The 25,210-nt window shown below is 46.7% G+C and carries 35 protein-coding genes and 1 other RNA gene; 19 read left to right on the plus strand and 17 right to left on the minus strand.

Going from position 1 to position 25,210, the window contains the following annotated elements:
• Nucleotide 1 precedes the first annotated feature (1 nt).
• The 6 genes from ACQ4M5_RS34480 to ACQ4M5_RS34505 are packed head-to-tail and all read left to right on the plus strand — an operon-like array spanning nt 2 to nt 5,415.
• Nucleotides 2-1,024, plus strand: a complete 1,023-nt coding sequence (locus ACQ4M5_RS34480) for a zinc-dependent alcohol dehydrogenase (RefSeq protein ID WP_430680314.1) — start codon at nt 2-4, stop codon at nt 1,022-1,024.
• Nucleotides 1,025-1,055: 31 nt separating this feature from the next.
• Nucleotides 1,056-1,634 carry a hypothetical protein gene (locus tag ACQ4M5_RS34485; protein WP_430680315.1) on the plus strand — a complete coding sequence of 193 codons (579 nt, stop codon included), beginning with the start codon at nt 1,056-1,058 and terminating at the stop codon, nt 1,632-1,634.
• On the plus strand, nt 1,631-2,836 hold the full coding sequence (locus tag ACQ4M5_RS34490; protein WP_430680316.1) for an FtsW/RodA/SpoVE family cell cycle protein: 1,206 nt from the start codon (nt 1,631-1,633) through the stop codon (nt 2,834-2,836). Before ACQ4M5_RS34485 ends, ACQ4M5_RS34490 begins: the two co-directional genes overlap by 4 nt.
• Nucleotides 2,837-2,889: 53 nt before the next feature.
• Nucleotides 2,890-3,621 carry a cytochrome c biogenesis protein CcdA gene (locus ACQ4M5_RS34495; RefSeq protein WP_430680317.1) on the plus strand — a complete coding sequence of 244 codons (732 nt, stop codon included), beginning with the start codon at nt 2,890-2,892 and terminating at the stop codon, nt 3,619-3,621.
• Nucleotides 3,622-3,624: 3 nt separating this feature from the next.
• Nucleotides 3,625-4,998, plus strand: a complete 1,374-nt coding sequence (locus ACQ4M5_RS34500; protein WP_430680318.1) for a cytochrome c biogenesis protein — start codon at nt 3,625-3,627, stop codon at nt 4,996-4,998.
• A gap of 3 nt (nt 4,999-5,001) precedes the next feature.
• Complete coding sequence (locus tag ACQ4M5_RS34505) at nt 5,002-5,415, plus strand: DUF2809 domain-containing protein (protein WP_430680319.1); 414 nt, start codon at nt 5,002-5,004, stop codon at nt 5,413-5,415.
• A 160-nt stretch (nt 5,416-5,575) separates the two neighbouring features.
• On the opposite strand, the gene queF is transcribed toward ACQ4M5_RS34505, so the two are convergent.
• Nucleotides 5,576-5,974, minus strand: a complete 399-nt coding sequence (queF, locus tag ACQ4M5_RS34510) for a preQ(1) synthase (protein ID WP_430680320.1) — start codon at nt 5,972-5,974, stop codon at nt 5,576-5,578.
• A gap of 223 nt (nt 5,975-6,197) precedes the next feature.
• On the opposite strand from queF, the gene ACQ4M5_RS34515 reads away from it, so the two are divergent.
• Entirely contained in the window at nt 6,198-6,776 is a 579-nt protein-coding gene (locus ACQ4M5_RS34515; protein WP_430680321.1) for a hypothetical protein, read from the plus strand.
• A gap of 200 nt (nt 6,777-6,976) precedes the next feature.
• On the plus strand, nt 6,977-7,315 hold the full coding sequence (locus tag ACQ4M5_RS34520; RefSeq protein WP_059000501.1) for a P-II family nitrogen regulator: 339 nt from the start codon (nt 6,977-6,979) through the stop codon (nt 7,313-7,315).
• Between the two features lie 261 nt (nt 7,316-7,576).
• Here ACQ4M5_RS34520 and ACQ4M5_RS34525 read toward each other — a convergent pair whose 3' ends face one another.
• The 3 genes from ACQ4M5_RS34525 to ACQ4M5_RS34535 all read right to left on the minus strand — a co-directional run bounded on the left by ACQ4M5_RS34525 (nt 7,577) and on the right by ACQ4M5_RS34535 (nt 9,154).
• On the minus strand, nt 7,577-8,014 hold the full coding sequence (locus ACQ4M5_RS34525) for a PPC domain-containing protein (protein ID WP_430680322.1): 438 nt from the start codon (nt 8,012-8,014) through the stop codon (nt 7,577-7,579).
• A 19-nt stretch (nt 8,015-8,033) separates the two neighbouring features.
• Complete coding sequence (locus ACQ4M5_RS34530; protein WP_430680323.1) at nt 8,034-8,738, minus strand: DsbA family protein; 705 nt, start codon at nt 8,736-8,738, stop codon at nt 8,034-8,036.
• Between the two features lie 125 nt (nt 8,739-8,863).
• Nucleotides 8,864-9,154 carry a hypothetical protein gene (locus ACQ4M5_RS34535; RefSeq protein WP_430680324.1) on the minus strand — a complete coding sequence of 97 codons (291 nt, stop codon included), beginning with the start codon at nt 9,152-9,154 and terminating at the stop codon, nt 8,864-8,866.
• Nucleotides 9,155-9,324: 170 nt separating this feature from the next.
• Between ACQ4M5_RS34535 and ACQ4M5_RS34540 the strand changes: the two genes are divergently transcribed.
• From ACQ4M5_RS34540 to ACQ4M5_RS34560, 5 genes are read left to right on the plus strand one after another with little or no spacing between them, the layout of a single operon-like run.
• Nucleotides 9,325-9,663: a hypothetical protein gene (locus ACQ4M5_RS34540; RefSeq protein ID WP_430680325.1), complete on the plus strand. Its 339-nt coding sequence runs from the start codon at nt 9,325-9,327 to the stop codon at nt 9,661-9,663.
• The gene (locus ACQ4M5_RS34545) at nt 9,624-11,978 is read left to right on the plus strand and encodes a ribonuclease R family protein (protein WP_430680326.1); all 2,355 of its coding nucleotides are present in this window, start codon (nt 9,624-9,626) and stop codon (nt 11,976-11,978) included. The genes ACQ4M5_RS34540 and ACQ4M5_RS34545 overlap by 40 nt, the downstream gene beginning before the upstream one ends.
• 46 nt (nt 11,979-12,024) lie before the next feature.
• A complete protein-coding gene (locus tag ACQ4M5_RS34550) occupies nt 12,025-12,639 on the plus strand; it encodes a flavin prenyltransferase UbiX (protein WP_430680327.1) in 615 nt (204 codons plus the stop codon).
• A 28-nt stretch (nt 12,640-12,667) separates the two neighbouring features.
• Entirely contained in the window at nt 12,668-12,913 is a 246-nt protein-coding gene (locus ACQ4M5_RS34555) for a UPF0175 family protein (protein WP_430680328.1), read from the plus strand.
• Nucleotides 12,904-13,152, plus strand: coding sequence for a hypothetical protein (locus ACQ4M5_RS34560; protein WP_430680329.1), 249 nt, complete (start codon nt 12,904-12,906; stop codon nt 13,150-13,152). The genes ACQ4M5_RS34555 and ACQ4M5_RS34560 overlap by 10 nt, the downstream gene beginning before the upstream one ends.
• 9 nt (nt 13,153-13,161) lie before the next feature.
• On the opposite strand, the gene ACQ4M5_RS34565 is transcribed toward ACQ4M5_RS34560, so the two are convergent.
• The 3 genes from ACQ4M5_RS34565 to ACQ4M5_RS34575 form a co-directional block, all read right to left on the minus strand.
• On the minus strand, nt 13,162-14,058 hold the full coding sequence (locus ACQ4M5_RS34565) for an Rpn family recombination-promoting nuclease/putative transposase (RefSeq protein WP_430680330.1): 897 nt from the start codon (nt 14,056-14,058) through the stop codon (nt 13,162-13,164).
• A 32-nt stretch (nt 14,059-14,090) separates the two neighbouring features.
• A complete protein-coding gene (locus tag ACQ4M5_RS34570) occupies nt 14,091-14,627 on the minus strand; it encodes a hypothetical protein (protein WP_430680331.1) in 537 nt (178 codons plus the stop codon).
• 181 nt (nt 14,628-14,808) lie between these two features.
• The gene (locus ACQ4M5_RS34575) at nt 14,809-15,081 is read right to left on the minus strand and encodes a DUF1778 domain-containing protein (RefSeq protein ID WP_430680332.1); all 273 of its coding nucleotides are present in this window, start codon (nt 15,079-15,081) and stop codon (nt 14,809-14,811) included.
• Nucleotides 15,082-15,296: 215 nt separating this feature from the next.
• Between ACQ4M5_RS34575 and secY the strand changes: the two genes are divergently transcribed.
• Both secY and ACQ4M5_RS34585 read left to right on the plus strand, forming a co-directional pair.
• Nucleotides 15,297-16,601 (plus strand): preprotein translocase subunit SecY, encoded by a 1,305-nt coding sequence (secY, locus tag ACQ4M5_RS34580; protein WP_430680333.1) that lies wholly within the window; start codon nt 15,297-15,299, stop codon nt 16,599-16,601.
• Nucleotides 16,601-17,152: an adenylate kinase gene (locus tag ACQ4M5_RS34585; RefSeq protein ID WP_430680334.1), complete on the plus strand. Its 552-nt coding sequence runs from the start codon at nt 16,601-16,603 to the stop codon at nt 17,150-17,152. The genes secY and ACQ4M5_RS34585 overlap by 1 nt, the downstream gene beginning before the upstream one ends.
• 59 nt (nt 17,153-17,211) lie before the next feature.
• On the opposite strand, the gene ACQ4M5_RS34590 is transcribed toward ACQ4M5_RS34585, so the two are convergent.
• Nucleotides 17,212-17,520, minus strand: a complete 309-nt coding sequence (locus ACQ4M5_RS34590) for a XisI protein (protein WP_430680335.1) — start codon at nt 17,518-17,520, stop codon at nt 17,212-17,214.
• A 277-nt stretch (nt 17,521-17,797) separates the two neighbouring features.
• Between ACQ4M5_RS34590 and ACQ4M5_RS34595 the strand changes: the two genes are divergently transcribed.
• A complete protein-coding gene (locus ACQ4M5_RS34595; protein WP_430680336.1) occupies nt 17,798-17,944 on the plus strand; it encodes a hypothetical protein in 147 nt (48 codons plus the stop codon).
• A gap of 36 nt (nt 17,945-17,980) precedes the next feature.
• Here ACQ4M5_RS34595 and ACQ4M5_RS34600 read toward each other — a convergent pair whose 3' ends face one another.
• Nucleotides 17,981-18,784, minus strand: coding sequence for an MlaE family lipid ABC transporter permease subunit (locus tag ACQ4M5_RS34600; RefSeq protein WP_430680337.1), 804 nt, complete (start codon nt 18,782-18,784; stop codon nt 17,981-17,983).
• A gap of 95 nt (nt 18,785-18,879) precedes the next feature.
• Between ACQ4M5_RS34600 and corA the strand changes: the two genes are divergently transcribed.
• Complete coding sequence (corA, locus tag ACQ4M5_RS34605) at nt 18,880-20,037, plus strand: magnesium/cobalt transporter CorA (protein ID WP_430680338.1); 1,158 nt, start codon at nt 18,880-18,882, stop codon at nt 20,035-20,037.
• Nucleotides 20,038-20,074: 37 nt separating this feature from the next.
• Here the strand turns inward: corA and ACQ4M5_RS34610 are convergent, their stop codons facing one another.
• The 3 genes from ACQ4M5_RS34610 to ACQ4M5_RS34620 form a co-directional block, all read right to left on the minus strand.
• Nucleotides 20,075-20,437: a phasin family protein gene (locus ACQ4M5_RS34610; RefSeq protein ID WP_430680339.1), complete on the minus strand. Its 363-nt coding sequence runs from the start codon at nt 20,435-20,437 to the stop codon at nt 20,075-20,077.
• A gap of 107 nt (nt 20,438-20,544) precedes the next feature.
• An RNA gene (ffs, locus tag ACQ4M5_RS34615) (signal recognition particle sRNA small type) lies at nt 20,545-20,641 on the minus strand.
• 49 nt (nt 20,642-20,690) lie between these two features.
• Complete coding sequence (locus ACQ4M5_RS34620) at nt 20,691-20,957, minus strand: YciI family protein (protein WP_430680340.1); 267 nt, start codon at nt 20,955-20,957, stop codon at nt 20,691-20,693.
• Nucleotides 20,958-21,090: 133 nt separating this feature from the next.
• On the opposite strand from ACQ4M5_RS34620, the gene ACQ4M5_RS34625 reads away from it, so the two are divergent.
• Both ACQ4M5_RS34625 and ACQ4M5_RS34630 read left to right on the plus strand, forming a co-directional pair.
• Nucleotides 21,091-21,648: a 2'-5' RNA ligase family protein gene (locus ACQ4M5_RS34625; protein ID WP_430680341.1), complete on the plus strand. Its 558-nt coding sequence runs from the start codon at nt 21,091-21,093 to the stop codon at nt 21,646-21,648.
• Nucleotides 21,645-22,517, plus strand: a complete 873-nt coding sequence (locus tag ACQ4M5_RS34630; protein ID WP_430680342.1) for an alpha/beta fold hydrolase — start codon at nt 21,645-21,647, stop codon at nt 22,515-22,517. Before ACQ4M5_RS34625 ends, ACQ4M5_RS34630 begins: the two co-directional genes overlap by 4 nt.
• Here the strand turns inward: ACQ4M5_RS34630 and ACQ4M5_RS34635 are convergent.
• The 5 genes from ACQ4M5_RS34635 to ACQ4M5_RS34655 form a co-directional block, all read right to left on the minus strand.
• Nucleotides 22,514-22,771 carry a hypothetical protein gene (locus ACQ4M5_RS34635; protein ID WP_430680343.1) on the minus strand — a complete coding sequence of 86 codons (258 nt, stop codon included), beginning with the start codon at nt 22,769-22,771 and terminating at the stop codon, nt 22,514-22,516. The two genes, ACQ4M5_RS34630 and ACQ4M5_RS34635, sit on opposite strands and share 4 nt — an antisense overlap.
• Entirely contained in the window at nt 22,749-22,970 is a 222-nt protein-coding gene (locus ACQ4M5_RS34640; RefSeq protein WP_430680344.1) for a hypothetical protein, read from the minus strand. Before ACQ4M5_RS34640 ends, ACQ4M5_RS34635 begins: the two co-directional genes overlap by 23 nt.
• A gap of 150 nt (nt 22,971-23,120) precedes the next feature.
• On the minus strand, nt 23,121-23,291 hold the full coding sequence (locus ACQ4M5_RS34645; protein ID WP_430680345.1) for a hypothetical protein: 171 nt from the start codon (nt 23,289-23,291) through the stop codon (nt 23,121-23,123).
• A 136-nt stretch (nt 23,292-23,427) separates the two neighbouring features.
• On the minus strand, nt 23,428-24,705 hold the full coding sequence (locus ACQ4M5_RS34650) for an AAA family ATPase (RefSeq protein WP_430680346.1): 1,278 nt from the start codon (nt 24,703-24,705) through the stop codon (nt 23,428-23,430).
• A gap of 76 nt (nt 24,706-24,781) precedes the next feature.
• A complete protein-coding gene (locus ACQ4M5_RS34655; RefSeq protein ID WP_430680347.1) occupies nt 24,782-25,102 on the minus strand; it encodes a hypothetical protein in 321 nt (106 codons plus the stop codon).
• Nucleotides 25,103-25,210: the final 108 nt, after the last annotated feature.

Consider the following 25,210-nt stretch of genomic DNA (forward strand, 5'->3'; position numbering starts at 1 on the left):
TGTGTTAGCCGCATTACTCTACGGAAAAGAAGATCTGCGATTGGAAACGGTAGATGATCCGACACCGAGAATCGGAGAAGTCGTGATCGAGGTGGGAGCCGCGACGACTTGCGGAACGGATCTTAAAGTGTGGCGACGAGGCGGACACGCGAAAATGTTAAAGCCTCCAACTTTGTTTGGACATGAGGCAGCAGGGCGAATTGTGGCGATCGACAACTCCATCACAAACTGGAAAATTGGCGATCGAGTCGTTGCGAATAATTCTGCTCCCTGTTTGTCTTGCTTCTTCTGCCAGCGCAAAGAATTTTCACTCTGTACGGATCTGAGCTTCAACAATGGAACATTCGCCCAGTATTTGAAGATTCCAAGCGCGATCGTTCAACAGAATCTTTTGCCGATTCCCGATCATGTTCCTGATGCGATCGCTGCAATGACGGAACCTCTTGCGTGTGTCTTACATGGAATTGCTCGATCGAACTACAAACCAGGCGATCGAGTTGTTCTACTCGGTGATGGCGCGATCGGTTTAATGTTCGTCGCGGTCATGGCTCCACAAACTGAATTCTATGTCTTTGGTGGAAATGACGATCGCTTAGAAATTGCCAAAAAATTCGGAGCCGCAAACACGTTCAACTATCGGCAAATCGCTAACATTCCAGAATTCGTCAAAGATCTTACGGATGGATGGGGCGCAGATATTGTGATCGAAGCGACCGGAGTTCCGAGCGCTTGGGAAACCGCGATCGACTGTGCTCGTCCGGGTGCAACCGTCAATTTATTTGGAGGTTGTCCACGCGAAACAAGAATTTCCGTCAACACCGAGCAACTCCATTACAATGAACTGACTCTCAAAGGAGTGTTTCATAATACGCCGGAGTTTGTGCGATCGGCACTTCAACTTCTCGCGAGTGGAACCATTCCATTTGAGTTATTAATTAGCGATCGACAACCGTTGCAAAACCTAGAGCAAGTCTTCCAGGATATGAAACAGCGCAAAGTGATCAAAGTCGCAATTGAGCCGTGAATGATAAGCCTGTCTTCTTTGGAGTAGAACCATGAAAAAGATTGGCTTGATGATGGGTGGATTGATGCTGATGGCGACTCCTGCCCAAGCGATCCCCGGACAAACTCTTGATGAAGCTGCGGTCTGGATGCAGTCAAATTCCGCCGTTCGCCCCAGTCCAAATGAGAAATTTTTAGTCCGACGGGTGAATACCGCCGCTCAACAACTGACGTTTCACGCCTCGACCATGCCGCCTGGAAAAATGGTTCGACTTGCACCCGGAGCGCGTATGATCCGCAGTGAAACGCTGTCTCTGTTTGATATGCGAAATGGGGTGACATTAAATCGACTGCGCGAATCGGTGCGCCTGATCTATGGATTAGAAATCGCACAAGATTTTGAGCAAGCGGAAATGGTCAAATCCTACCCAACGGATGCCCGAATTCAAGAAGCAGTGACTAAACAAAATGCTCAAATCGCTTCTCAGCAAGGGGAATTGCGCCGAGGAGAGCGGTTTGCTTACTGGCTCGAAGTCGCTCAAACCGAAAATGGTAGAGCTTATTCGGGGCAATTGACGGTGTTTCTACTTGATGACTTGGAAAAATTGCGATCGGAGTTAGCAAATCGATGAACTGGCGGCACTTCATTCCGTTTTTTGACACAACCGCGATGGATTGGGCAGCGACTCCCCGATTATTGCGCTGGCTTACTTTTGTCTGGTTGTTTGTCGGATTGGCGGTCATGTATAGTGCCTCGTTCCCAGTCGGAGACGCGATCGGGGATGGGTTGTATTACTTTAAGCGGCAACTGATTGCGATCGCGCTCGGCATGATTTTATTCAATGTGGTGATTCATGCCCCCTTACGGTACATCCAAGGAATTTCGAGTTTTGCATTCATTGGACTCCTCGGCGGCATCTTTCTCACAACAATCATCGGACGAGAAGTAAACGGGGGACAACGCTGGTTTGAAGCAGGTCCCTTTTTGATTCAGCCTTCGGAGTTGATTAAGCCGTTCTTAGTTCTGCAAAGTGCCCGAATCTTCGGACAGTGGGAACGGCTGACATGGCGCGTTCGATTGACTTGGATTGGGCTATTTTTCTTAATGCTCGTTGGAATTCTGCTTCAGCCAAATTTAAGTACGACGGCGCTTTGCGGTATGACCTTATGGTTGGTGGCGCTCGCAGCAGGATTACCTTATATCTATTTGGGTGGAACTGCGATCGGAGGTCTATTTCTCGCAGCCCTAAGTATCAGCATTCGAGAATATCAGCGACGGCGAATCATGTCGTTTCTCAATCCTTGGTCTGATCCGCTGCAAGATGGCTATCAGTTGATTCAGAGTTTGTTAGCGATTGGGTCAGGTGGCTTTACTGGAGTTGGATTCGGTTTATCGCAGCAAAAGCTCTTTTATCTACCAATTCAGTACACCGATTTTATCTTTGCGGTGTTTGCTGAAGAATTCGGTTTAATTGGCTGTGTACTATTCATGTCGATGTTGGTTGCTTATGCGACTTTGGCACTGATTGTTTCTCGGCAGGCAAAGAATCCAATTCATCGATTAGTCGCGATCGGCGTAATGGTCATTATGGTTGGTCAATCGCTTCTAAACATTGGTGTTGCAACTGGAGCTTTACCGACAACTGGATTACCACTCCCATTATTTAGCTATGGCGGAAGTTCGATGATTTCGAGCCTGGTCTGTGCGGCGTTGTTGATTCGAGTGGCGCGGGAAAGTAGTGAAGCGCAGGTCATGTCGATCGCAGAAAATCCCAAAGTAATCTCGTTTGCGGAAGCCCGAACTCGTCGAATGAAGCCCAGACCGTCCCGCTAACTCTTAGAATATTAGAAGCGCTTCAAATCGCTTAATATTCCAGAGTTAGTCCTATGTTCGAGACGCTTCAAACCCAACTGTATGAGCTTTCGCAATTTGCCGATCGCTTAGTTTCTACCCAACTCGCGCACATCACACCGATAAGCATTGGTATTATTTTCGCGGCAGGATTGCTCACGAGTTTAACGCCCTGTACTTTGTCGATGTTGCCGATTACGATCGGATATATTGGCGGCTATGAGGCGAAATCTCGCTGGCAAGCGGCGGCACAATCGACCTGGTTTTCGCTCGGATTGGCGACGACTTTGGCAGGATTGGGAATTGGAGCGACATTGCTTGGAAAGGTTTACGGACAGGTCGGGGTAGGTTTACCGATCGTCGTTAGCGTTGTCGCGATTTTGATGGGATTGAATTTATTAGAAGCGTTACCGTTTGCGATACCTTCAATTGGAGGAACGGAATGGATTTCTAAAGAACTGCCTGCGGGAGTGCGATCGTATCTTTTGGGTGTCACATTTGGATTGGTCGCTTCGCCCTGTAGCACTCCAGTTTTAGCAACGATTCTGGCTTGGATTGCATCGACAGGAGATCCAATTTTAGGAGGTTCATTGTTGCTGTGTTACACCGCTGGCTATGTTGCTCCGTTGATATTAGCGGGAACGTTCACGGCAGCAATTAAGAAACTATTGGAGTTACGTCGCTGGTCGGCTTGGATTACGCCTGCGAGTGGTGCTTTGTTGGTTGGATTTGGTGTGTTTTCATTAATGTCGCGATTTGCGTTTTAGACTATGACTTTTACAGAATTAGTGAATGTTCCAAAACGGTATTTTAAGAAAGAATTACTCCCCGTTTTAGCAGATTTGAAATTAGCGATCGTGCTTCTACTCGCGATCGCAGTTTTTAGTATTGCGGGGACTGTGATTGAGCAAGGGCAATCGATCACATTCTATCAAGCGAACTATCCCGAACATCCTGCACTATTTGGCTTTTTAACTTGGAAAGTTCTACTAACCGCAGGGCTTGATCATGTCTATCGCACTTGGTGGTATCTATCCTTATTGATTCTATTTGGTGCTAGTCTCACAGCTTGTACCTTTACGCGCCAACTCCCTGCACTGCGCTGGTTTTCCCGCACTTGGAACTTCTACAGTCAGCCGCGCCAATTTCGTAAGTTTGCTCTTAGTGCAGAGTTTCCGAAAGGTGACTTAGATCAGCTTGCAACCTTACTCGAACAACGCAAATACAAGATTTTCCGAGAAGGTGAAAAGCTCTATGCACATAAGGGATTAGTCGGGCGAATTGGTCCGATCATTGTTCATGCTGCAATGATTTTGGTGTTGGTTGGTGGTGTGGTTGGTGCGACAACGGGCTTTATTGCTCAACAAATGGTTCCGAGTGGCGGCACGTTCAAGATTGATAATGTTGTGGATGCAGGAATTTGGGCGGCTCCACAGGTTCCGAAAGATTGGTCGGTCAAGGTAAATCGGTTTTGGATTGATTACTTACCCACAGGTGAGATTGATCAGTTCTATTCGGATTTGTCGGTGTTGGATAAAGACGGAAAAGAAGTCGATCGTAAAACCATTCACGTGAACGAGCCGATGAAACATAACGGCGTAACCATGTATCAGGCGGATTGGTCGATCGCTGCAATTCAAGTCCGACTCAATAACAGTCCGGTACTTCAATCCCCGATGGCGAAGCTGAATGCTGTAGGTGGTCGAGTCTGGGGTACTTGGCTTCCTTTGAAACCAGATCTAAGCGATGGTGTTTCTTTGGTTGCCAAAGACTTACAAGGCTTGCTGTTAATCTACGACATGGACGGAAAGCTAATTGCAACAGTGCGAAAGGGAATGGCGGTTGAAGTGAAAGGGGTGCGATTGTCGATCGTTGACCTAATCGGTAGCACTGGTCTGCAAATCAAAGCTGATCCAGGAATCCCGATCGTCTATCTCGGCTTCGGTTTGCTGATGTTGGGTGTGATTCTTAGCTATATCTCTCACTCCCAGATTTGGGGCTTAGAGCAAGATGGAGCAATCTACATTGGCGGTAGAACGAATCGCGCTCAGGTCACATTTGAGCGGGAATTTCTGGGCATTTTGGATGCGATCGACCAGAATGAAGCTGAGTCTACTCCGACTAGCCAACTTGCCCAAACCTAATTCATGCCTTATCGCGTTGCTTTACTTTTGACGATCGTACTAACTGTCCCGCTTGGTTACTTTGTCCGATTCTCACCAATTTTCCCAGACTGGTTTAGCGATGTCTTTGGCAGCATTGCTTACCAGATTTTTTTTATTGCACTGGTTCAGTTCTGCTTTCCGAAAGGGTCGATCGTTAAAACTGCGATCGGTGTTTTTCTGTTTTCTTGTGCGATCGAGTTTCTTCAACTTTGGAAGCCTCCGTTTCTTCAAGCCATCCGCGCAACGCTTCCTGGGCGATTAGTTCTTGGAAATACGTTCCTATGGTCAGACTTTCCGCCGTATGCAGTTGGAAACTTTGCTGGATGGCTTTTGATGCGGAGTCTTAAAGGGTGCTTGAAAAGCAATCGTTCATCGCATTCACCCGCCCGGAAATGAATCTCCGGGCTAATCGTGGGAAGCCCACTAAACTGGGCTAAGAACTCCGTATTACTCTCTTAGCCCGCTTCAGCGGGGTTTCCTCCATTAGCCCGGAGATTCATTTCCGGGCGGACTGGCAACGTAGCAAAGCCGCTTTTTATCCTTCTCAAACATCCTCTTAAAAAGCTTTCACGTGGGTAACTTCTACAACCGTGTGAACATTACCACGCGGCGTATAATCCGCTTTCACAGTAACTTCTAGCGGATCGCAAGCTTCGACAATATCATCGAGAATTTGGTTCGCCGCTTCCTCGTGAGAAATATAGCGATCGCGATAACTATTGATATACAGCTTGATTGCTTTCAATTCCACCACGCGCTGATCCGGCACGTAGTTCACATAGATCGTACCGAAATCGGGATAGCCAGAAAACGGACATTTGCAAGTGAACTCAGGCAGCGTAATTGAAATCGTGTAGCGTCGTCCCGGTCTTGGATTCGGAAAAGTAATCAGCTTGCCTTCTTCGATCAGGCGTTCACCGTATTTCACTTCCGGGTGTTCTTGCGCTTGTGTCATGGTGGATTTAGAGAAAATAACCTGATCGATCTTAGCAATCGAATTTGCACGGATGCGCGATCGCTTTTCGTAATTTTTTAGCGATTCTCTCAGCAATCCCCGAAATCGATTCTGAAATGAAAATTTTTCTGCGAAAAACTTGACTAAAAGTTCATTGATTGCTTCAATTGCAGCTATTCTGAGGGCATTACCAATTTCCGCTTTTTCAGATTACTTTACCGCTATGAACCCCATGACGCAGAAAACGCCATCTCGATCGGTTAACTTGCCCCCAACATCGTCGGTTGGACACGCTCCTGCTGTGCCAATCTCAGTGTATCGCGAAGTCGTTGCCGAGCTTCAAGCAACTAAGACCGCGATGGAGTCAATCAAGACCGAGAATCAAAAGTTGGCTCAACAAAATCAACAATTGCGTCAGGAAATTGAAAAGACTGTACAGGCTGCCCTTCAGCTTCGCAAATTCTCGAATGCGATTCAGCCTTCGACGACCCCATCTCCTCGTGTTGATCTCACTCTAGAAGAGCCGACCTTTCAAATTCCCGTGATGCCGCCTCGGATGTCTGCGGAACCTGTGATTGAACCGATTCCGCCCCATTTGGAACTGAAGCCATTGGAGCCGATCGAAGAAAAGCTAATCATCGAGCAAGACAGCAAGCCGCGTCGCAAGATCAAGCCAGAGAAAGATTCCTACATTGAACTCAACGGCTGGATGCTGGCAGTCGTCATTGGCTTAATCGTTGTTAGTGCTTTTGGTGCAGGCTTCTTGCTGGTGCGTCCGTTGTTAACTCCTTCTTCTAAGTAACGTCTTGATTCGTAACACTCAAATTACGAATTGCTACTAGGAATTCCGATTTTTAATCGCTCGTGCGAAACTCGGAAACAGCACTACGATCAGGTAAACTCACTATCGATCGTATTCGTTGTTACAAAATTCATTTTGTGAACAATGATAGATAGTGTCATGCCCGAACGATAGAAATTAGGATTAAGGAGTGTAGGCGCTTGAAAAAGGTAGAAGCGATTGTTCGCCCATTTAAACTCGATGAAGTCAAAATTGCATTAGTCAACGCCGGAATCGTGGGAATGACGGTTTCTGAAGTCCGAGGATTTGGACGGCAGAAGGGTCAAACCGAACGGTATCGGGGGTCTGAATACACGGTTGAGTTTTTACAGAAGCTCAAGATTGAAATCGTGGTCGAGGATGATCAGGTGGATATGGTGGTTGATAAAATCATCGTTGCTGCTCGGACTGGGGAAATTGGAGACGGTAAGATCTTCATTACTCCGGTGGATCAAGTGGTTCGGATTCGGACGGGTGAGAAGAACTTTGAAGCAGTTTAGCGACACTATTTTTTAATTGGTTTAAACGATGAGAGGCGATCCGTAATTGGATTGCCTCTTTTTGTTTGTTTTGGGTTTGATCAATTGTTTGTATGACAGCTTGATCGGGTGTCGCCCCCTAAATCCCCCATTCTGGGGGACTTTGAAGGGTGAAAGATTTTTGGAATTCGGAAAATTTCTCTTGCTCAAAGTCCCCCAAATTTGGGGGATTTAGGGGGCACAAGCCGATCGCAACGTAGCGAAAACCTCGATCGACAAACTCTACTGCACAGGTCTTAATCGCGTCAGTCTGAGTTTGAATGGTCCGCCTGCGGTTTCTCCGAATGCTCTCACCCGAACAATGTAGTTCCCAGTTCGAGTAATCCGAGTAAACAGTAACGAATTTGTAGTCCCGTCGGGTCCATCATCGTTTTCTGCCACCGTTGAACCATTCGTGGTCATCAGCATCACGATCGTATCGAAATTATCTGAAGATAAGTCGATCGCGATTTGATCCCCTGCCTGCAATTGCACAATATAATCTCGCGCAAAATTGCCTTGCCCCGTGGGAATATCCGCATCGGATAAGCGATCGTTCACTTCTCTTCCTGGTGTCAGCGGAATTGGAGCATACGCTCGATTTGGCGTTTGTGCCATCGCACTCGTTGAAACCGAAACCACAACGGGAACTGCACAAAGCCAAGACATCCATCGTTTCATGTTCACTTCTCACTTCCATCTACTGCGCTTGATTCAGAACTTGCTCTAATGCAGCGAGTTCAACATCTCCAGAGAATACACGACCATTCATGACAAAAAATGGTGTTCCATTAATGCCGAGTTTATCCGCGAGTTGAATGTCTTGATTGACGGCGGCTTCTGCGGCTTTGGAATTGCGATCGCGATCGAACTTCGCCACATTCAATTTCAAGCTTTTCGCCAAACTCGCAAACAATGGCTCTCCGATTTCTTTCTGCTGCGCGAACAAGCCATCGTGAAATTCCCAGAATTTTCCTTGCTGTCCGGCTGCCCAAGCTGCCTTCGCTGCTGGAAGGGCTTGAGCGTGAATGCTCGTGAGCGGTAAATGCTTATAAACTACTGTGACTCGATCGCTGTTCTTTGTCACGAATTGGCGAACGGTTCCTGCTGCCGCTTGACAATACGGGCATTGAAAATCAGAGAATTCAACTAAGACTGTACTTCCTTTGCCTTTGGTCGGGGACTGTCCAATCACCGCTTTAGGGTTCTGCTGCAATTCCTGAATAAATGATTGTTGTGCTTTGCGCTGTTCATCTTGTTGAGCGCGTTGGTAAGCCTGCACCGAATCCATAATGGCTTGTGGATTCTTCTTAATCACTTCTAAAACTTGCGCTTCAAACTTCGGGTCGATATTCGAGTCTGCTTGTACGGGTGCAGAACAACTAAATAGAATCAGGCTGACCATAATCCAGCCTAAGAATTGTTTAAACCTTCTCATTGCGTTCCAATTTCTCAATCTGTCCTCGCACTATAGCTCAAGATTATGATCGAGGAATGAGTAGAAAACAGGAGTTCGATCTCGATGATTCTCTAGCGAAAATCCGAATTCACAACCGCAAATTCTAGAATTCTTGCAACCAGATCAATTTCTGTCGTAACAAAAACTGCAACTGTACGAGCAAATATCGATTTTGTTAAAGCAATTGCAGTTTCTGTTGATGCAAAATCAGCAATCGTTAGCGCGAAATCAGCAATCGTTAGAGCGAAATCAGTAATCGTTAGCGCGAAATCAACTTTTCTTGCTTCAAATATAACTTTTGCTTGAGCGAATACTGATCTGACAACAGCTTTTCTAATACTGATAAGCGCGAAATCAAACACGATCGACAGAATTTCACCGTCATAACGCTACGATCGCAGCTTGCAATCTTGTCACTCTCACAATATCGATGTTTCAACACGCCCAACCTGAGTAAGAATAGAAAGGGGATCGCGTTTGTTGTGTAGCGCATGGCTATCGCGCAGAAAGAAGTGACTTCATCCCAATCGCAGTGGTGAATCACAACTTGGCAACATTCGGCATTCTCACGGCAGCGTGTTCTTATGCGGAAACAGAACTTCCGAAACCGTTGATTTTGGTCAACTTCGGAGCTTCACCCCTCTTCCTATCAGCCACCTGCACCCGTTCGCAGTTCTCCCATCTGCTAAAACTGGGAAACTCATCGGCTTGTTCAGTGGTCGATCGTGAATCAGCCAGTAAGAGGACTGCCTCAAACGCACCGCGATCGAGCGACGACAACAAGACGAATCCCCCGACCACTCTGTTCAACACACGAGGACAAATCGCTTCATGGAATTCTCGATCGCTGAGTTACTTGCTAACTTCATAGACGATAAATTAGTCGCTCCCAAAGCTTTAGAGAAAAAGCTGGAGTGTAACGACGAACCGAGCCTGCGCCGCCTCCAAATTGCGTTGGATGCGCTCGAAAAGATCGGGGTCTTGGTGAAAGAACGCGGCAAATACCGCCGAGTCACTGAAGATGGTGTGGTCGAAGGAAAGTTACGCTGTTCGAGTAAAGGGTTCTGTTTCGCGATTCAGGATACGGAAGGCTCTGAAGATATCTATATTCGTGAGAGCCAACTCAATCATGCGTGGAATGGCGATCGCGTTTTAGTCCGTGTGACAAAAGAAGGCAGTCGTCGTCGCAGTCCTGAAGGTGAAGTTCGATTGATTTTAGAACGAGCCAATCCGTCGGTTCTAGCTCGGATTAAAAGGAATGAGGCTGGTGAATTTCGAGCCGTTCCGTTAGACGATCGCTTGTTGTTTGAATTGCAGGTGAATGAAAACGGATTGACGCTCGATCAAGCGATCGATCATTTAGCGCATGTGCAAATCAAACGTTACCCGATCGGACAGTATGCTCCTTTAGGCAAAGTTGCGAAAGTCTTAGGCGCAGATGATGATGCGGCAGATATTGATATCGTTTGCTGCAAACATGATTTACCCCGCGAATTTTCGGAAAACGTTCTCGCAGCGGCAAAAGAGTTACCAAGTAAGGTGACGAAGCCGGAAATGAAAATGCGCGTTGATCTGCGTGGATTAACGACATTGACGATTAAAGCTAGCAGTGAAGATACCGCAGATGACGCGATTACGCTGGAGAGAACGAAGGCAGGAAATTGGCGCTTAGGGATTCACATCGCAGATGTGGCGCGGTATGTAGAATCGGCATCATCGCTCGATCGAGAAGCTCAAAGACGCGGAACTTCAGCTTATTTGGGTGAGTTAGTGATTCCAATGCTGCCAGAGCAATTGACCCAAAACCTCTGTTCGCTGCAACCCGGAAAAGATCGACTCGCGATTTCGGTCTTGATCACGCTGGATGAATCCGGGCAAGTAGTCGAGTTTGAGATTCAACCCACGGTGATCCAAGTCGATTACAAACTGAGCTATGAACAAGCAGAGGCAATCTTAGCCGATCAGCATACGGAAGAATTGAAAGAATTCGAGCCAATTTTTGACCTATTGGCACAACTCGATCGATTAAGTCATGCGATCAAAGACCAACGCCGCAAACGAGGCGCATTTGAACTGAACTTGCCTGAGAAAATCTATGCTCGTCCAGACGGTTCTGAATCACCAGAAGAAGCTGGAAAATTCACCTTCAGCAAATTCCACTACGACGATGAAGGTGTTCTCGGTGCAGTGGTCGTCTCTTCCACACTTCCGATCCACTCGATGATTGTTGAGTTGATGTTACTTGCGAATCAAACTGTCGCTTCTCACTTAAAAGCGCTAGGAATCCCAAGCGTATATCGAGTGCATCCCACGCCTGATCTCGAAGAAGTTCAAGAACTGGTCAAACTCGCAGTCAGCATGGGCATCGAATTGAAGCTTGAACAGGAGGAAGAAGTTCGCCCTCAAGACTATCAAAACTTCACTCATGCGTTCGCGGAATCGAATGCAGAACGAGTTCTCACTTACCTGTTACTTTCAACGATGAAGCCTGCTTTCTACAGCACTGAACCGAAGGCGCATTTTGGTTTGGCATTGGATGAAGGTTACATCCATTTCACATCTCCGGTTCGTCGTTATCCAGACTTGCTCGTTCACCGAGCGCTTCATGCCGTATTTGAAGAAGGACGCGATCGACGTTCTTCACGAGTGAAAGATAGCGTTGATTTGCGCCATAGTTCTTGTCATGGTCAAATTAACTGGAACGTTCTTCCCACAGATTTGCATCAAGAACTCGAAAGCCATTTCAAAGCAGTCGTCGTTCACTTAACCGAACGCGAGAAGATTGCTCAAGACGCTGAGAATGACTTAGAAGGCTTGAAGAAAGCCGAATTGATGAAAGAGCGTACAGGCGAAGTATTCCACGGTCTGATCACTGGGGTTCAGTCTTACGGATTGTTTGTGGAACTCGAAGAACTCTTAGTCGAAGGCTTGGTTCACGTGAGTTCGCTCAAAGATGACTGGTACGAATTCCGATCGCGTCAGCAAACCCTAGTCGGTCGGAAGAATCGCAAACAATATCGATTAGGCGATCGTATCGAAGTGCAAGTCAAGAGTGTCGATTACTACCGCCAACAAATCGATTTAATTGCCGTAGGTGGTGGCAGTGAAGCGACTGATGAAGACTTTGAAGAAGAGCGATCGGACTTCCAGCCTGAACCTCCCGATGAGGAATTTGGTGAGGAATAATAGAAAGTGCGGGATAACACCCGCATTTTTTATCTAGGGTTTTGTTGTGGTTAAACGTCCTTTGATTATTGGGGTATCTGGGGCTTCGGGTCTGATTTATGCAGTTCGCGCACTGAAGCATCTTTTATCAGCAGATTACTCGATCGAGCTTGTTGCCTCGAAAGCGACTTACATGGTTTGGCAATCCGAACTCAACATCCGAATGCCTCCGGAACCCGTCCAGCAAGAACAGTTTTGGCGTTCTCAAGCTGGAGTCGAATTCGGTGGAAAGCTCACGTGTCATCCTTGGGGCGATGTCGGTGCGAATATTGCCAGCGGATCATTCCGAACATTAGGAATGCTGGTGATTCCTTGCAGCATGAGTACAGTCGGTAAACTTGCAGCCGGATTAAGCTCTGATTTGCTCGAACGGGCGGCAGATGTGCAGCTTAAAGAAGGACGGAAATTAGTGATTGTGCCCCGTGAAACCCCGTTTAGCTTGATTCACTTACGCAATCTAACGACTTTGGCAGAATCGGGAGCGCGAATTGTTCCAGCGATTCCAGCTTGGTATCACAACCCGAAAACGATCGAAGATCTAGTCGATTTTGTCGTGGCGCGGGCGTTGGATCAGTTTGAGATTGATTGTGTGGGTGTCGATCGCTGGAAAGAAACCGAATAAACTAATTAAATTCCCAAACCATAGCGCCATGAGTTTAGTCATTCCTGATGAGTTTTTACAAACGGCACATATCTCAGAAGCAGACCTCAAACTAGAAATCGCGATTCTGCTTTTTCAGCGAGAGAAAATCACATTGGGTACAGCCAGTCAGTTTGCAGGCATGAATCAGTTAGAGTTTCAGCGAATCTTAGGAAGTCGTAAGATACCGATTCACTACGGTGTTGAGGATTTTCGACAAGACTTAGAAACTCTAGAGGCTAATGATTGGCGATGATCGTTGTCTGTGATACCTCGCCGATCTTTTACCTATCTACCATTGGTCATCTCGATCTGCTCCGCCAACTCTACGACGAAATCGTAATTCCAACGACTGTTTTTAACGAAATCACAAATGCAGGCAACACTGATATTAGTGCCAAAGTTGTGCCGACCTTAAGTTGGATCAAAACTCAATCCGCGATCGATTTGATTGTGTGGGTGTCGATCGCTGGAAAGAATCAGAGTGACTTGTAGCGATCGACATTACTCATATTCAGCAAGCCAATTTTCTAAATCGCTGACGCTCACAAAATCGAGCAAATCTTCGCCCAGCTTCTCTAATGCTGAAAGCGGGAGAGTGGTGAACTGCGATCGTATTTCTTCTGGCAGTTCTTGTCGAAATCGCCGTGTTAATTGCCGGGTGATCAGCGCGATCGCTTGTTCTTCTCTGCCTTCTTCTCTGCCTTCTTCTCTGCCTTCTTCTCTACCTTCTTCTCTACCTTCTGCTTTTGCTTCTCGAATGGCACGAGGTTCTTCAGATAAATTGATTCCTAACATTACTCTAATCTCCGCTTGGCTTAAGGTTGCAAATTTGTACACCAGAATAGGGGTGATGATGTCTATTATGTCGCGCCTTTCTCTGGGTGTGACTAGCTCTTGTTCTGCACGAGATATTAACGATCGAGCCACTTCCGGGGCTTCCTCTGGTTCTACGATCGTTAAAACGACAGCCGCGATCGACAATGGCAGCGTTTCTGGATCTCCCAATTCATCGAGATAGATGCGATGAAATTGATCGCAGTTGAGCATCGATCGAAATGGATGAGTATCGCTTTGTTCAGTGCTGCGAAACGGATAAACGACAACCGCTTGCCAATCTGAGAAGCGGGCACGATTGCGATAGAAATACAGTGCAGATTCGCTAATCAGTCGTTCGTAAAGTTCTTCATCTTTCTGAAATTGCACTTCGCAGAAATAGACCACTCCCGGTTCAGCCGATTCAGGCGGCAGAAATACGCCATCAATCTCGAATTTCGGTTCTTTGACAGCGACCGAATCAAATCGATAGTCCTCTGCGTTGTCAGGTCGTTGATTGATCAGATCAAACAAGAGCGCTGGAGACTGTTGAAACAATTTGTAGAACAGAGGATCACGCCGCATTTTTCGCCATCACAAGGATCTGTGTAACACTATCATCTTCGTCGGCAATTGATATTATCCGCCTTGGTATGATTTGGCACAGTTCTTTCATGCCCTCTGACATAAGTTCCATCGTGACGATAGTAACCTTCAATCATGACGCGATCTGGATTGATTTCAGTGCAAGCAGAAGTTGAATTTTCAACTTGATTAGAAGAAGGAGCGATCGCGGTTGAACGACGGACAGTTTCAAATCCGATCGCGCTCAGGATTGCGGCTACGATACATCCTGCAAATACGGCTTTTTTAATTCCGGGCTTTGAGCGACTTAAGGTAGGTTTGACGACTGGCTGAATCGGTGTTGAGTACTCGAAATCTCCAACCAACTCTTTAAGCTCCTGCATCAATAGCACTACTTCAGATCGAACATAAGAATTCGCAGAACGATGACGCTGAGAAATCTGTTTTAATAACGCTGCTAATTCTTGAGGATTCGTTGCGGTCGCTTCTTTCATAGCGGCAATAATTAGCTTTTGTAGGGCTGCCGCTTCCAGAAAATCGTTCTGTCCTTCAGTTTTGCTAAATTTCATCGGGGCTGAGTTCTATCTGATACCTTCAACTCTTCATACTGAGAGGCTGTATTCCGGAGAATGTATATTTTTTACTTCAATGATTTGTTTTGGGAAGCTTGGTTAGCTGAGAGAAGCGATCGCATCCTGCACCCGAATCATCAAATCGATGAATTATTGCTTCTGAACAAATGAAGGCGATCTATTCCCACGGAGCTTTTGTTTTAAGCAGTTCATGTAGTTTGTCGTTTGGAGCAGGTAGAGAATCTAGAAGGGCTGCAAATTGCTCAAATTTCTGTTTATCTAACGCGAAAAAACGACGATCGAATAAAACATCCTGCGCTTTCTGATATGCCGCTTCCAATATAAACTCCGAGCCACTCTTGCCATGAATCGCAGCCGCATAATCAATCAAATCTCCCTGGCTCTGCGTGGCGTGGATGTTAATGGTGACATCGCGAATTTGCTCCATCATTCCTGCTCAAATCTGAATCAGTGAATTGTATACGCAATGTCACCAGAATTTCTAGACGTGGAATTCTGTCAGCCTTCCCCCACGACCCGCTAAAATATAGGATGTTCGTCGTTCTTTGGCTCTATTTTGTGCTGTAAGAACGCTTAAAACCCACTTTATTTCAATCGGATTTGTGCGATCGCACATCCGCATTGCGTTCACGAGGAATTCCTTCTATGGTCGAAAGTCGAGATAGAACGCCCACCGCTCAGGAAACCTTTGTCCAAATGGCACAGGCGGCTGGATTGCGGGGACGATTACTTTTAACGATCGGGATTTTGATCTTCGTCCGATTAGGGATTTTTATCCCAATTCCGGGCATCGATCGAGCCGCTTTTTCACAAGCAATTCAAGGCAATAGCGCGTTAAGCTTCGTAGACTTATTCGCGGGCGGCGGTTTGAGAACGCTAGGTCTATTTGCCCTTGGAATTCTGCCGTTTATTAACGCTTCGATTATTATTCAACTGCTGACAGCGGCGATACCCAAGCTCGAAGATTTGCAGAAGAATGAAGGCGAAGCGGGAAGACGCAAGATTTCGCAGTATACGCGCTATGCTGCCGCAGGTTGGGCGGTTGTTCAAAGTACTTTGTTAACGATCGGCTTGCTGCGCCCGTTTGCTGAATCTTGGAGTCCGTTCTTTGTCGTGCAAACGGTTCTTGCCCTCACTGCTGGATCAATGTTCGTGATGTGGGCAGGAGAACTGATCACAGAACGCGGAGTTGGTAACGGTGCATCGCTGTTGATTTTCCTCAACATTGTGGCGACTTTGCCGAATACATTAGGGCAAGCATTTGACTTGGCGCAAACAGGCGATCGAGCAGTCGTGAGCAGCGTTGTCATTCTCTTGCTTGTCTTCTTGGCAATGGTCGTCGGAATTGTCTTCGTACAAGAAGGAACGCGCCGAATTCCAATCATTTCCGCTCGTCGGCAAGTTGGAAAACGGATGATGCTTGAAAGAAGTAGCTATCTGCCTCTACGCCTCAATCAAGGCGGTGTGATGCCGATCATTTTTGCATCTACGGTCTTAACGATTCCCGTGATCATCGCTCAAACGTTTAACAATGCAAACGTGGCGAACTTCATCAGTACCTATCTCGGTCCAACTTCAATCTGGCACAATTTACTCTATTTTGTGCTGATTCTATTCTTCAGCTTCTTCTATGCGTCGCTGATTATGCAGCCCGATGATATGTCGAAGAACTTGAAAAAAATGGGATCGAGCATTCCGGGGATTCGTCCTGGAAAGGCGACCACCGAGTATGTTGAGCGCGTTTTGAATCGTTTGACCTTCTTAGGTGCTATCTTCTTAGCTATCGTCGCGATCGTGCCGTCGATTATCGAGAATGCCACTCCGGTGAAAGTCTTCCAAGGCTTCGGAGCAACATCCTTGTTGATTCTGGTAGGTGTTGCGATCGACACGGCGAAACAGATCCAAACTTATGTGATCTCTCAACGATACGAAGGAATGGTGAAACAATAGTGGCGCGATTGATTTTTGTCGGACCTCCCGGAGCCGGGAAAGGGACTCAATCCAAGTTTTTGGCTGACTCCCATCATATTCCGCATATCTCCACCGGAGACATTCTTCGGGAGTCTGTGGCTGCTCAAACGCCGCTCGGTGTGAAGGCTCAAGGATACATGGATCGCGGCGAACTCGTGCCCGATCAACTGGTGATTGATTTGATTCGCGAACGGTTAGGGAAATCGGATGCCCAATCGGGTTGGATTCTTGATGGCTTCCCGCGCAATGTGGCACAGGCAGAATTCCTCGATGTGCTGCTGGATGAACTCAATCAAGGCTGCGATCGCGTGATCAATTTCGATGTACCAGATGAAGTGCTGGTTGTCCGAATGTTGAGCCGGGGACGCAAAGACGACAACGAAGATACGATTCGCCGCCGTCTCGAAGTCTACCGAGAGCAAACGGCTCCATTGATTCACTACTACGAATCGCGTGAGAAGTTAGTCACGATCGATGGTGATCGATCGATGGAAGAAGTCGCAGCGGCATTAAATCAAGTTTGCGCTTAACTTTCAATTTGTTGAACTGACCAGATTTGAGGCTCAATCTCAGTCTGGTCAGTTTTTTATTACGATGTTGCTGCAAATTCTGTGTACTGTCTCATTTCAGGTGCATGAAACGCCAGCATAATATCTTCCTTTGGAACGCCAGCACGAACGAGATCTGTGGCGATTCCATTTTCTGTCCAATCTTCTTCGATCCAAAATTTCCCATCTCGAATCCGAACATAGACCGTGATGCCCGTAATGCGATCGCCATTCTGCCAGCCCAGATTCATCCAAATATAGTGAGCTTTCGCCTCATCTACAACCAAAAATGTCTCAACGTTTGGATCAGAATGACGGTTACTGGATTTCCGTTGTGGCGATTGCTTCATGGAGATCAGATACGATCGTAGTCCGCGATCGCGATTTCACAACTACGGATGAAAATCTATTTTCAAAGCAGGTCTATTAGTTCGTTGAAGTTCTAGCAGTATTACTTAGAGCTTCAGGGAGGTCATTCGTCGTAATCGTTATTAAGTTCGCTTGTATGAATCTATTTTACTGCCACTGATCTGGCTCATGCCTGCGCTTATGCTGCCGTCGCCCGTAGCGAGATCGAAGCAGAAATCCAGGCGAACAATGCCGTCATGGAAGAGGAACCGTAAGCGGATGGCTCGCCTCTACGCGGATCATGCTGAGATCATCGCCTGCACTAACGATCGGGATTGGGAAGCACTGGCACAGCGAATTGATGCAGCGATCGCACAAGAAATATCTTTACAGGGTAAATTAATTCGGATTGTTCGTCCTGGCTGAATTACGACTTTTGCATCGCGATCGCGCTCTAAATTGCTATAGTCCCCGACCCAGAGCGCTTCCTGGACCCTGGAACATTAGCCAGGACAAAAAGAAATTCACAATAAAAATCGCCAGCAGCGAAGTTACAACCGCTGTCGTAGTCGATTGTCCAACCCCTTTCGCCCCCCCTGTCGTCGTCAGTCCCCAACTCGATCCGATCACCGCAATCATTGATCCAAATACGAATCCTTTGATTGGTGAACTACAGAGATCCCAAACGCTGAGAAAGTTTTTGGCTGAGTTGAGAAAGACTGTATTCGAGATGCCATATAGCAAGTCTGCAACGACCATTCCGCCTGCCATTCCAGTTACCAGTGCAAGCAGCGTTAGAATTGGCAACATCACACAGCAAGCGACGACACGCGGAATTACGAGAAAATCGATCGGATCAGTCCGCAACATATAGAGCGCATCAATCTGCTCTGTCACCTTCATCGTCCCAATTTCCGCTGCAAACGCTGATCCAACTCGTCCTGCCAGTACGACCGCTGTGAGCACCGGAGCCAATTCACGCGATAGAGAAATCGCCAACACTCCCCCAACCGCTGTTCCTGCCCCCAAATTGATAAACTCACGCGAGACTTGAATCGTGAACACCGCACCCACAAACATCGCCGTGACTAAGGCAATCAAGAGCGATTCGGGTCCTGCGGTTGCCATTTGCTCGATCGTATTTCGGCGATGAATCCTACCCGACAGCAAATGCACAATGACTTGCCCTCCTAACAAAATGGCGGCAATTAAACGACGACTCCAATTTCCGAGTGCAGAGGGAGAAGGCTGGGGCGATTCAGTCAAAGGGACACTACCTGTTTCAAACTCGATAAGAGCATATCAAATTTCGTCTATAACTAATTGTGACTGACTCACCGTAAATTGTAAGGGGACTTCTCATGGTCGGAAAGCGTCTTCAGCCTTCTAGTTTCATCGCTCAGCCCAACGATGATTCTTCGATCGATTATCACTACGATGCTCCCGGTACAATTCCTGGCACTCTCACAATCCCCAAAGATGCCGAACCGCCCGTGATTGTGCTGATCGATTACAACAATGGAAAAGCCGTTCGCCTGCAAATTGAAGAACCTGAAGAATGCACCCCTTATCTCGATACTGAATCGGTGTCTTGGGTGGATGTGAAAGGCTTGGGCAGCGAAGATATCCTACTCCGGTTGGGGCGCGTTTTTGGCTTGCATCCACTCGTTTTAGAAGATGTCGTGAATGTGCCCCAACGCCCGAAAGTTGAAGAGTACGGGGATCAGATCTTAATTATTGCTCGGATGGTGGTGCTGAAAGAATCGGGTTCAGGATTTTACTCAGAGCAGGTGAGTTTTATTCTGGGTAAACACTATCTGCTGACGGTACAAGAAGAACCGGAACATGATTGTTTTGAGATAGTCCGCGATCGTATTCGCACTGCAAAAGGCACGATCTGTAAACGTGGAGCCGATTATCTAGCGTATGCGCTGTTAGATGCGATTATTGATGGCTTTTTTCCAATTCTCGAAGTTTATGGTGAAAACATCGAAGAGCTTGAAGATGAAGTGGTCGCAAGTCCGACACGGCAGACGTTAGAGAAGATTCACGCAATCAAGCGAGAACTATTAACGTTACGTCGATCGATTTGGCCCCTTCGAGATGCAATCAATTCTTTAGTTCGCGACAGTAGCTCAGATCTAGTAAACGATGATGTCCGAATCTATCTGCGCGATTGTTACGATCACACGGTTCAAGTTCTGGATATGGTGGAGACTTATCGAGAATTGGCGGCGAGTTTGATGGATGTGTATCTGTCTTCTGTTAGCAATCGCATGAATGAAATCATGAAGGTTCTAACCGTGATTTCAACCATTTTTATTCCTCTGACTTTTGTGGCTGGAATTTATGGGATGAACTTTAATCCGGATGCGTCCCCTTTGAATATGCCCGAATTGAATTGGTATTGGGGATATGTGATGTGTTGGGCAGTAATGATTGCGATCGCGCTTAGCCTAATCTTTTTCTTTAAGCGCAAAGGCTGGTTTGAAGATTTCTCCACCACAATCAAAAAATAAACCCCGACGGATTGCGATCGTCGAGGCTTTAGTTTGATTAATTGTTTTTCAATCGTCGCAATTCTTCCTGCAAATCTGCCACCTGTTGCCGCATTTGATCAACAGTAGTTTGCGTCGGGGTCGGCTCTTCTTCGTCTAAAATCTCGATCTTGCGTGGCTCAGTCGGGCGTTCTTCGGTTCCGGTCACATTCGGATTCGCCTGCTGTGCCCGCCGCATCATATCGTCCACAAACTTGCGGGCTTCCTCTGCGTTCATCTCGCCCCGATCGACCATTTCATCTGCAACCTTCTGCACCTGTGCCCGCAGTTCGGTCAATTTCTCTCCTGCCTTCTCCCCCGCATAGGAAGCGACACCGATCCCCAGATACATTGCTTTTTGAACCAAATCTCCCAAACCCATAAAAATCGCGCTCCTGGTACTGTTTCCTCCAAGATATGCAGAAATCTACGAGTTGCCCAGTGTAAAATCTCCGTGATTCGGTATGGAAAACCGACCTTTAAAACAAAGGTGACCCGGAGACTACGCCTATCATAAGCATCCCGTATTGCTGCTACCTTCCGGTCCTGACAAAGTTTGGGCGTTACGATCGCATAGATCCGAGTCGCTCTCTAGCATAGCACTCTTGTCGATCGAGTGATGACAATTTCTCAAGTCATTCCACCACGACTTTCCATTCGTAAAGCTTGTAATCCACACAGTGATTACGAACCAGCGGATCTTGCTTGATGATTTTTTCGGCTTCATCCATCGATTGCGCTTTGAACATCAACATGCCGCCGCCAAAACAGCCCCAATATCCAGTTTTTGCCTCGTAACCTTTATCGATTAGGTCTTTGACAAATGCTTTATGGGCTGGAACGTATTGATCAAACGTCGCTTTATCTACGATCCCTTCTTCAATTTTGACGAACCAAGGCATTGACCCATTTCCTCTATCATTTTTATCAACGGGAACCCATGCTGTAGCTTAAAACGGATCACCACAGCATTGGAGTAAAGTTTTACAGGACTTAAGGGGCGCAAATCCGATTTTTTCGTACCTGAAGCAACTTATGAACACAGAGCCACTTTTCTTTATCGCGCTGCTTCCCTCTCCAGCAATTCAACAATATGCTACCGAAGTTAAATCCCATTTTGATCAGTACTATGCCAGTCGTCACGCATTCAAATCACCTCCGCATATCACGCTACAGCCGCCGTTTCAATGGAAACACGATCGCTTTGCGGTACTGAAAAAGTCTATCGAAACTTTCGCACTGTTCCAATCTCCAATCTCGATTACACTCGATGGTTTCGGTGCGTTCCCTCCGCGAGTGATTTATATCAATGTCGATCGCACAGAGCCACTTCTAACACTCCACCAGCGTTTAATTGAACACTTAGAGCAGTCGATCGGGCTAATTGACCCAAAAGAAAAATCTCGTCCTTATGCGCCTCACATGACAGTTGCGTTTCGAGATCTGACCAAGCAGAATTTCAAGCTTGCGTGGGAAGAATTCAAGGATCGATCGCTGCATTTCGAGTTCGTTGCGTCTCACCTAACGTTGTTGAAACACGACGGGCAACGCTGGCAAATTCATGCTGAGTTTCCTTTTAAAATGGAATCATGAAGCAACTAAACAAAACTCAGTTTTATCAATGGAATCAGTATCGGTGCGCGTATGACTTTCACGAAGGTCAAGGCGTTCCATTACTGTTAATTCACCCGATCGGGGTTGGTCTTTCGCGTCAATTTTGGCAGCGATTCGTCAATTCCTGGCAACCAAATCCGATTTACAACCCCGATTTACTCGGCTGTGGTGAATGTGATATGCCGCGAATCGCTTATGCTCCGATCGATTGGGCACGACAACTGCAATTCTTTCTGCAAACGGTGATTAAAACACCTGCGATCGTCATTGCTCAAGGCGCATCATCTCCAATCGCGATCGAGCTTGCTAACATCGAGCCGAATCTGGTTAAAGCGATCGTGTTCAGCGGTTCTCCTGCAATGTCGCTGTTGAGTCGAGACACTTCAGAGCGATCGCATCGAATTGCCTGGAATATTTTCGATTCTCCATTTGGGAACGGATTCTATCGCTATGCTCGTCGCACCGAGTTTCTGAGAAATTTTTCGATTCGACAACTCTTTGCGAATGGAGCTCAGGTTGATTCTGAATGGTTATCGACATTGAAACAGGGATCAGAGAATTTAGGAAGTCGTCACGCGGTATTCGCCTTTTTATCAGGTTATTGGCGACAAGATTACACCGAAAGAATGGCGAAGATTCATCAGCCTGTTTTGGCGGTGTTTGGCGATCGAGCTTCGAGTATTAGCCGCGAGGGGAAAGGGGAAGAGGTTAGCGATCGCTTAAACGATTACTTGCAAAGATTCCCGAATTCTGAAGGTGTGATTATTCCGGGTCGAAATGTACTGCCTTACGAATCGACAAAGGAATTTGTGGAAAGTATTGGGGAATTTGTTCGATCGAACTCTTAACTCAAAAGACTTTCGTACTCGTCATGCTCACCAATCCAGAACCAATAATAATCGTCGCCTTCTTTCAGGGCTAATGCCCGATATCCACCACTGATCCGAGCAGACCAAAGCTTTTTACCCACTTTCTTGAAATGTAGAGAGGGATGGAGTGAGTTTTCCTTCCAAAGCTTGTACGCTTTTCGTGCTTGCTCCTTCATCTCAGGCGACAATTCAGCATAAGCTTCCCAAAAGTCAGCCGTCGCGAAGGACTTCATCCAAATTTCTCACATTTTTAGCTGCAATATCTGACTCTGCTTTAGCGATCAGACGATCTAATTTTCCTGATGCAAAATCAGCTTCAATTTGTTCGTCCCATCGCTCATCAAGATACTCTTGTAGCCATCTTGCAAGGTCGCGCACTTCACTTTCTGGCAATTGCTTGATCGCTGATTCAACTTCTAATCTAGTATTCATAAAACACACTCGTTTCAAGAACCATAATTGTATTATCGCTCGCGGAACCTACTGCCCTACGCAGCGACAAAGAAACTTGTGGAAAGTATTGTGGATTTTATTTGATCGATTTAATCTCATATTGCATGATCAAACACAATCAAACAAGCCTTACTTCGCTTTCTTGATTGCATCAAGCTTACTATTGATTCGGTCTGCTGATTCGTTAAGCTCTTGGCTCATGGGAGCGGGTGCAATACGGTCATAGATCAACTTTCCGACAATAAGCACTGCGACTACACAACTCAAGAGCATGGGAACTTGTTTAACGTTAATCTTCATATCCTTGAAGGTAATAGAACAACGTTCTTAAGAGCTTCTCTAAGAACATCGCTAATGTGCCCCTTTCAACGTCAAGGATAACAGCGAAAATCGCCGCTCTATAGTGAGATTATGAACAGCTACATTTTAATTGCTGTTATGCGTTGTTATGGTTCGGGCGATGCACGATCGATTCAATTACCCGTTGTCGATCGCGAATTCCCACAATCCGCACGTAATCTCTCTGATGCTCATCTAAACAAGATTCCAAAGCCGAAATTGCCGCCGCTCCATCTCCTTCAAACATTCCATAACAGTTCCAAGAATTCGTTCTAAAGCGTCGGGAATCGACCACTTCAATTCCTAATCGCTGTCCCTGTCCCAAGATTTGATTGACTTCGCTCATAATCTCAGGCGTTAAGCGAGTGCTTGAAGGCTGTCCGTTATAGCTGCTTGTTACTTGCACCGAGATCGGCGATCGAACTGGTTCTTGAACGCTTGCACCATTGTGAATAGGTTGCGGTGTCATCCTAATTTCGCCCAACCCACGGTTGCGAACGGTCTGATTATATTCCTCAACTAATCGCAATTCTTGAAGTCGTTTCTGCTCTTGTTCGATCGCAGTTCCGACTTCGATTAAATGCGACAAGCTGAAATCGGGTCTGCGGAATTCTGGTGGTCGTTCAGTACTGTTCACGACTCGTTGAGAAATACGATCGAGTCCCACATCATCAATCAAGCGGCGAATTTGCTCATCGTAAAGACGCGATCGCAATGCGCCAAAGAAATCGATCGCTTGATTCGGAAACTGCTCGACTAATTTCTCGACATCGCTCTTTGGAACCTGATCGATCTCAAAGATTCCGCCAACGATACCGATTCGGTCTGCTCGATCGGGTTCCCAGAAAAACTTATCCATCCGTCCATCACGAGTCAACGGAGCATACAACGTCGAGAAATCATTCCCGGTCAAAATAATCGGAATCCGCTGCGTCGGCTCAGAATCATAACTTCCTGGAAGCTGAACATTTGTCGGATTATCCGCAATATTCATCAGCGTTCCGTGTACCAACTGCGTATTCACGGTGTACTGAGTGAACTGATCCACCCGTCCCGCACCCGCATCAAAATCATTAATCAGCAAAACCGCCATTTTGCCGCGCACTTTGACAAATTCCGCCGCCTCTCGATACCGCAGTCGAATCAATCGCGCCGGATCTCCCGCATCAGGACTTTCTAACTCTCCCGCCGACATATAAACCGCTTCAATTCCCATCCGTTCAAACACCAGATCGCACTGAAACGATTTCCCTTCCCCTTTCCGTCCGTGAACTCCCAGAATCAGCGGCGCTTTCACGTTCGGCAAAGATAGAAAATTCTTGGTGATATGGACAGCTAATTTATCGAGAAAACGCGGAGAAATGTAGTAACTCATTGCGGCTCACTAAAAAATGGGGCAAGTTTACCTCACCCCATCTGTTAAAACTTGATATCAAAGATCGTAATCGAATTTATGGCGAAATGTTTCGCACGACTTGAGAAATCGATCGACTTGACGAAGCACTCATATAAAGTTGGTCTTGTTCTTCGAGATACCGCGCCACCGATTCATAAGCCTCTTGATTCATTGCTGCTTCTTGAGCGGTCATGTGACTGATGTAGCCCATGTAATTGCCCATCACAAAGTAAACGCCAACAAGTGCTGTCGCTGCCATCGAAACCAATGTGCCAGCCAGCATCAGGGAAAACTCTTTTTGCTCGATCGCTTCCTGCATGAGGTGAAGCGCCCAAGCCACAAGAGCAACAATAATAAATAAGATTGTTATCACCATAGTTAACGTATTGTAACAGACGCTCAGAAAAGTAGACCTCGGTAAGAGCGCGATCGAGAAATAGATTCTCTAATTTCGGTGGTATCAAATTCTTATCAATCGGCTGAG

This window comes from Leptolyngbya sp. AN10 (assembly GCF_050565645.1).
GTDB lineage: Bacteria > Cyanobacteriota > Cyanobacteriia > Leptolyngbyales > Leptolyngbyaceae > Leptolyngbya.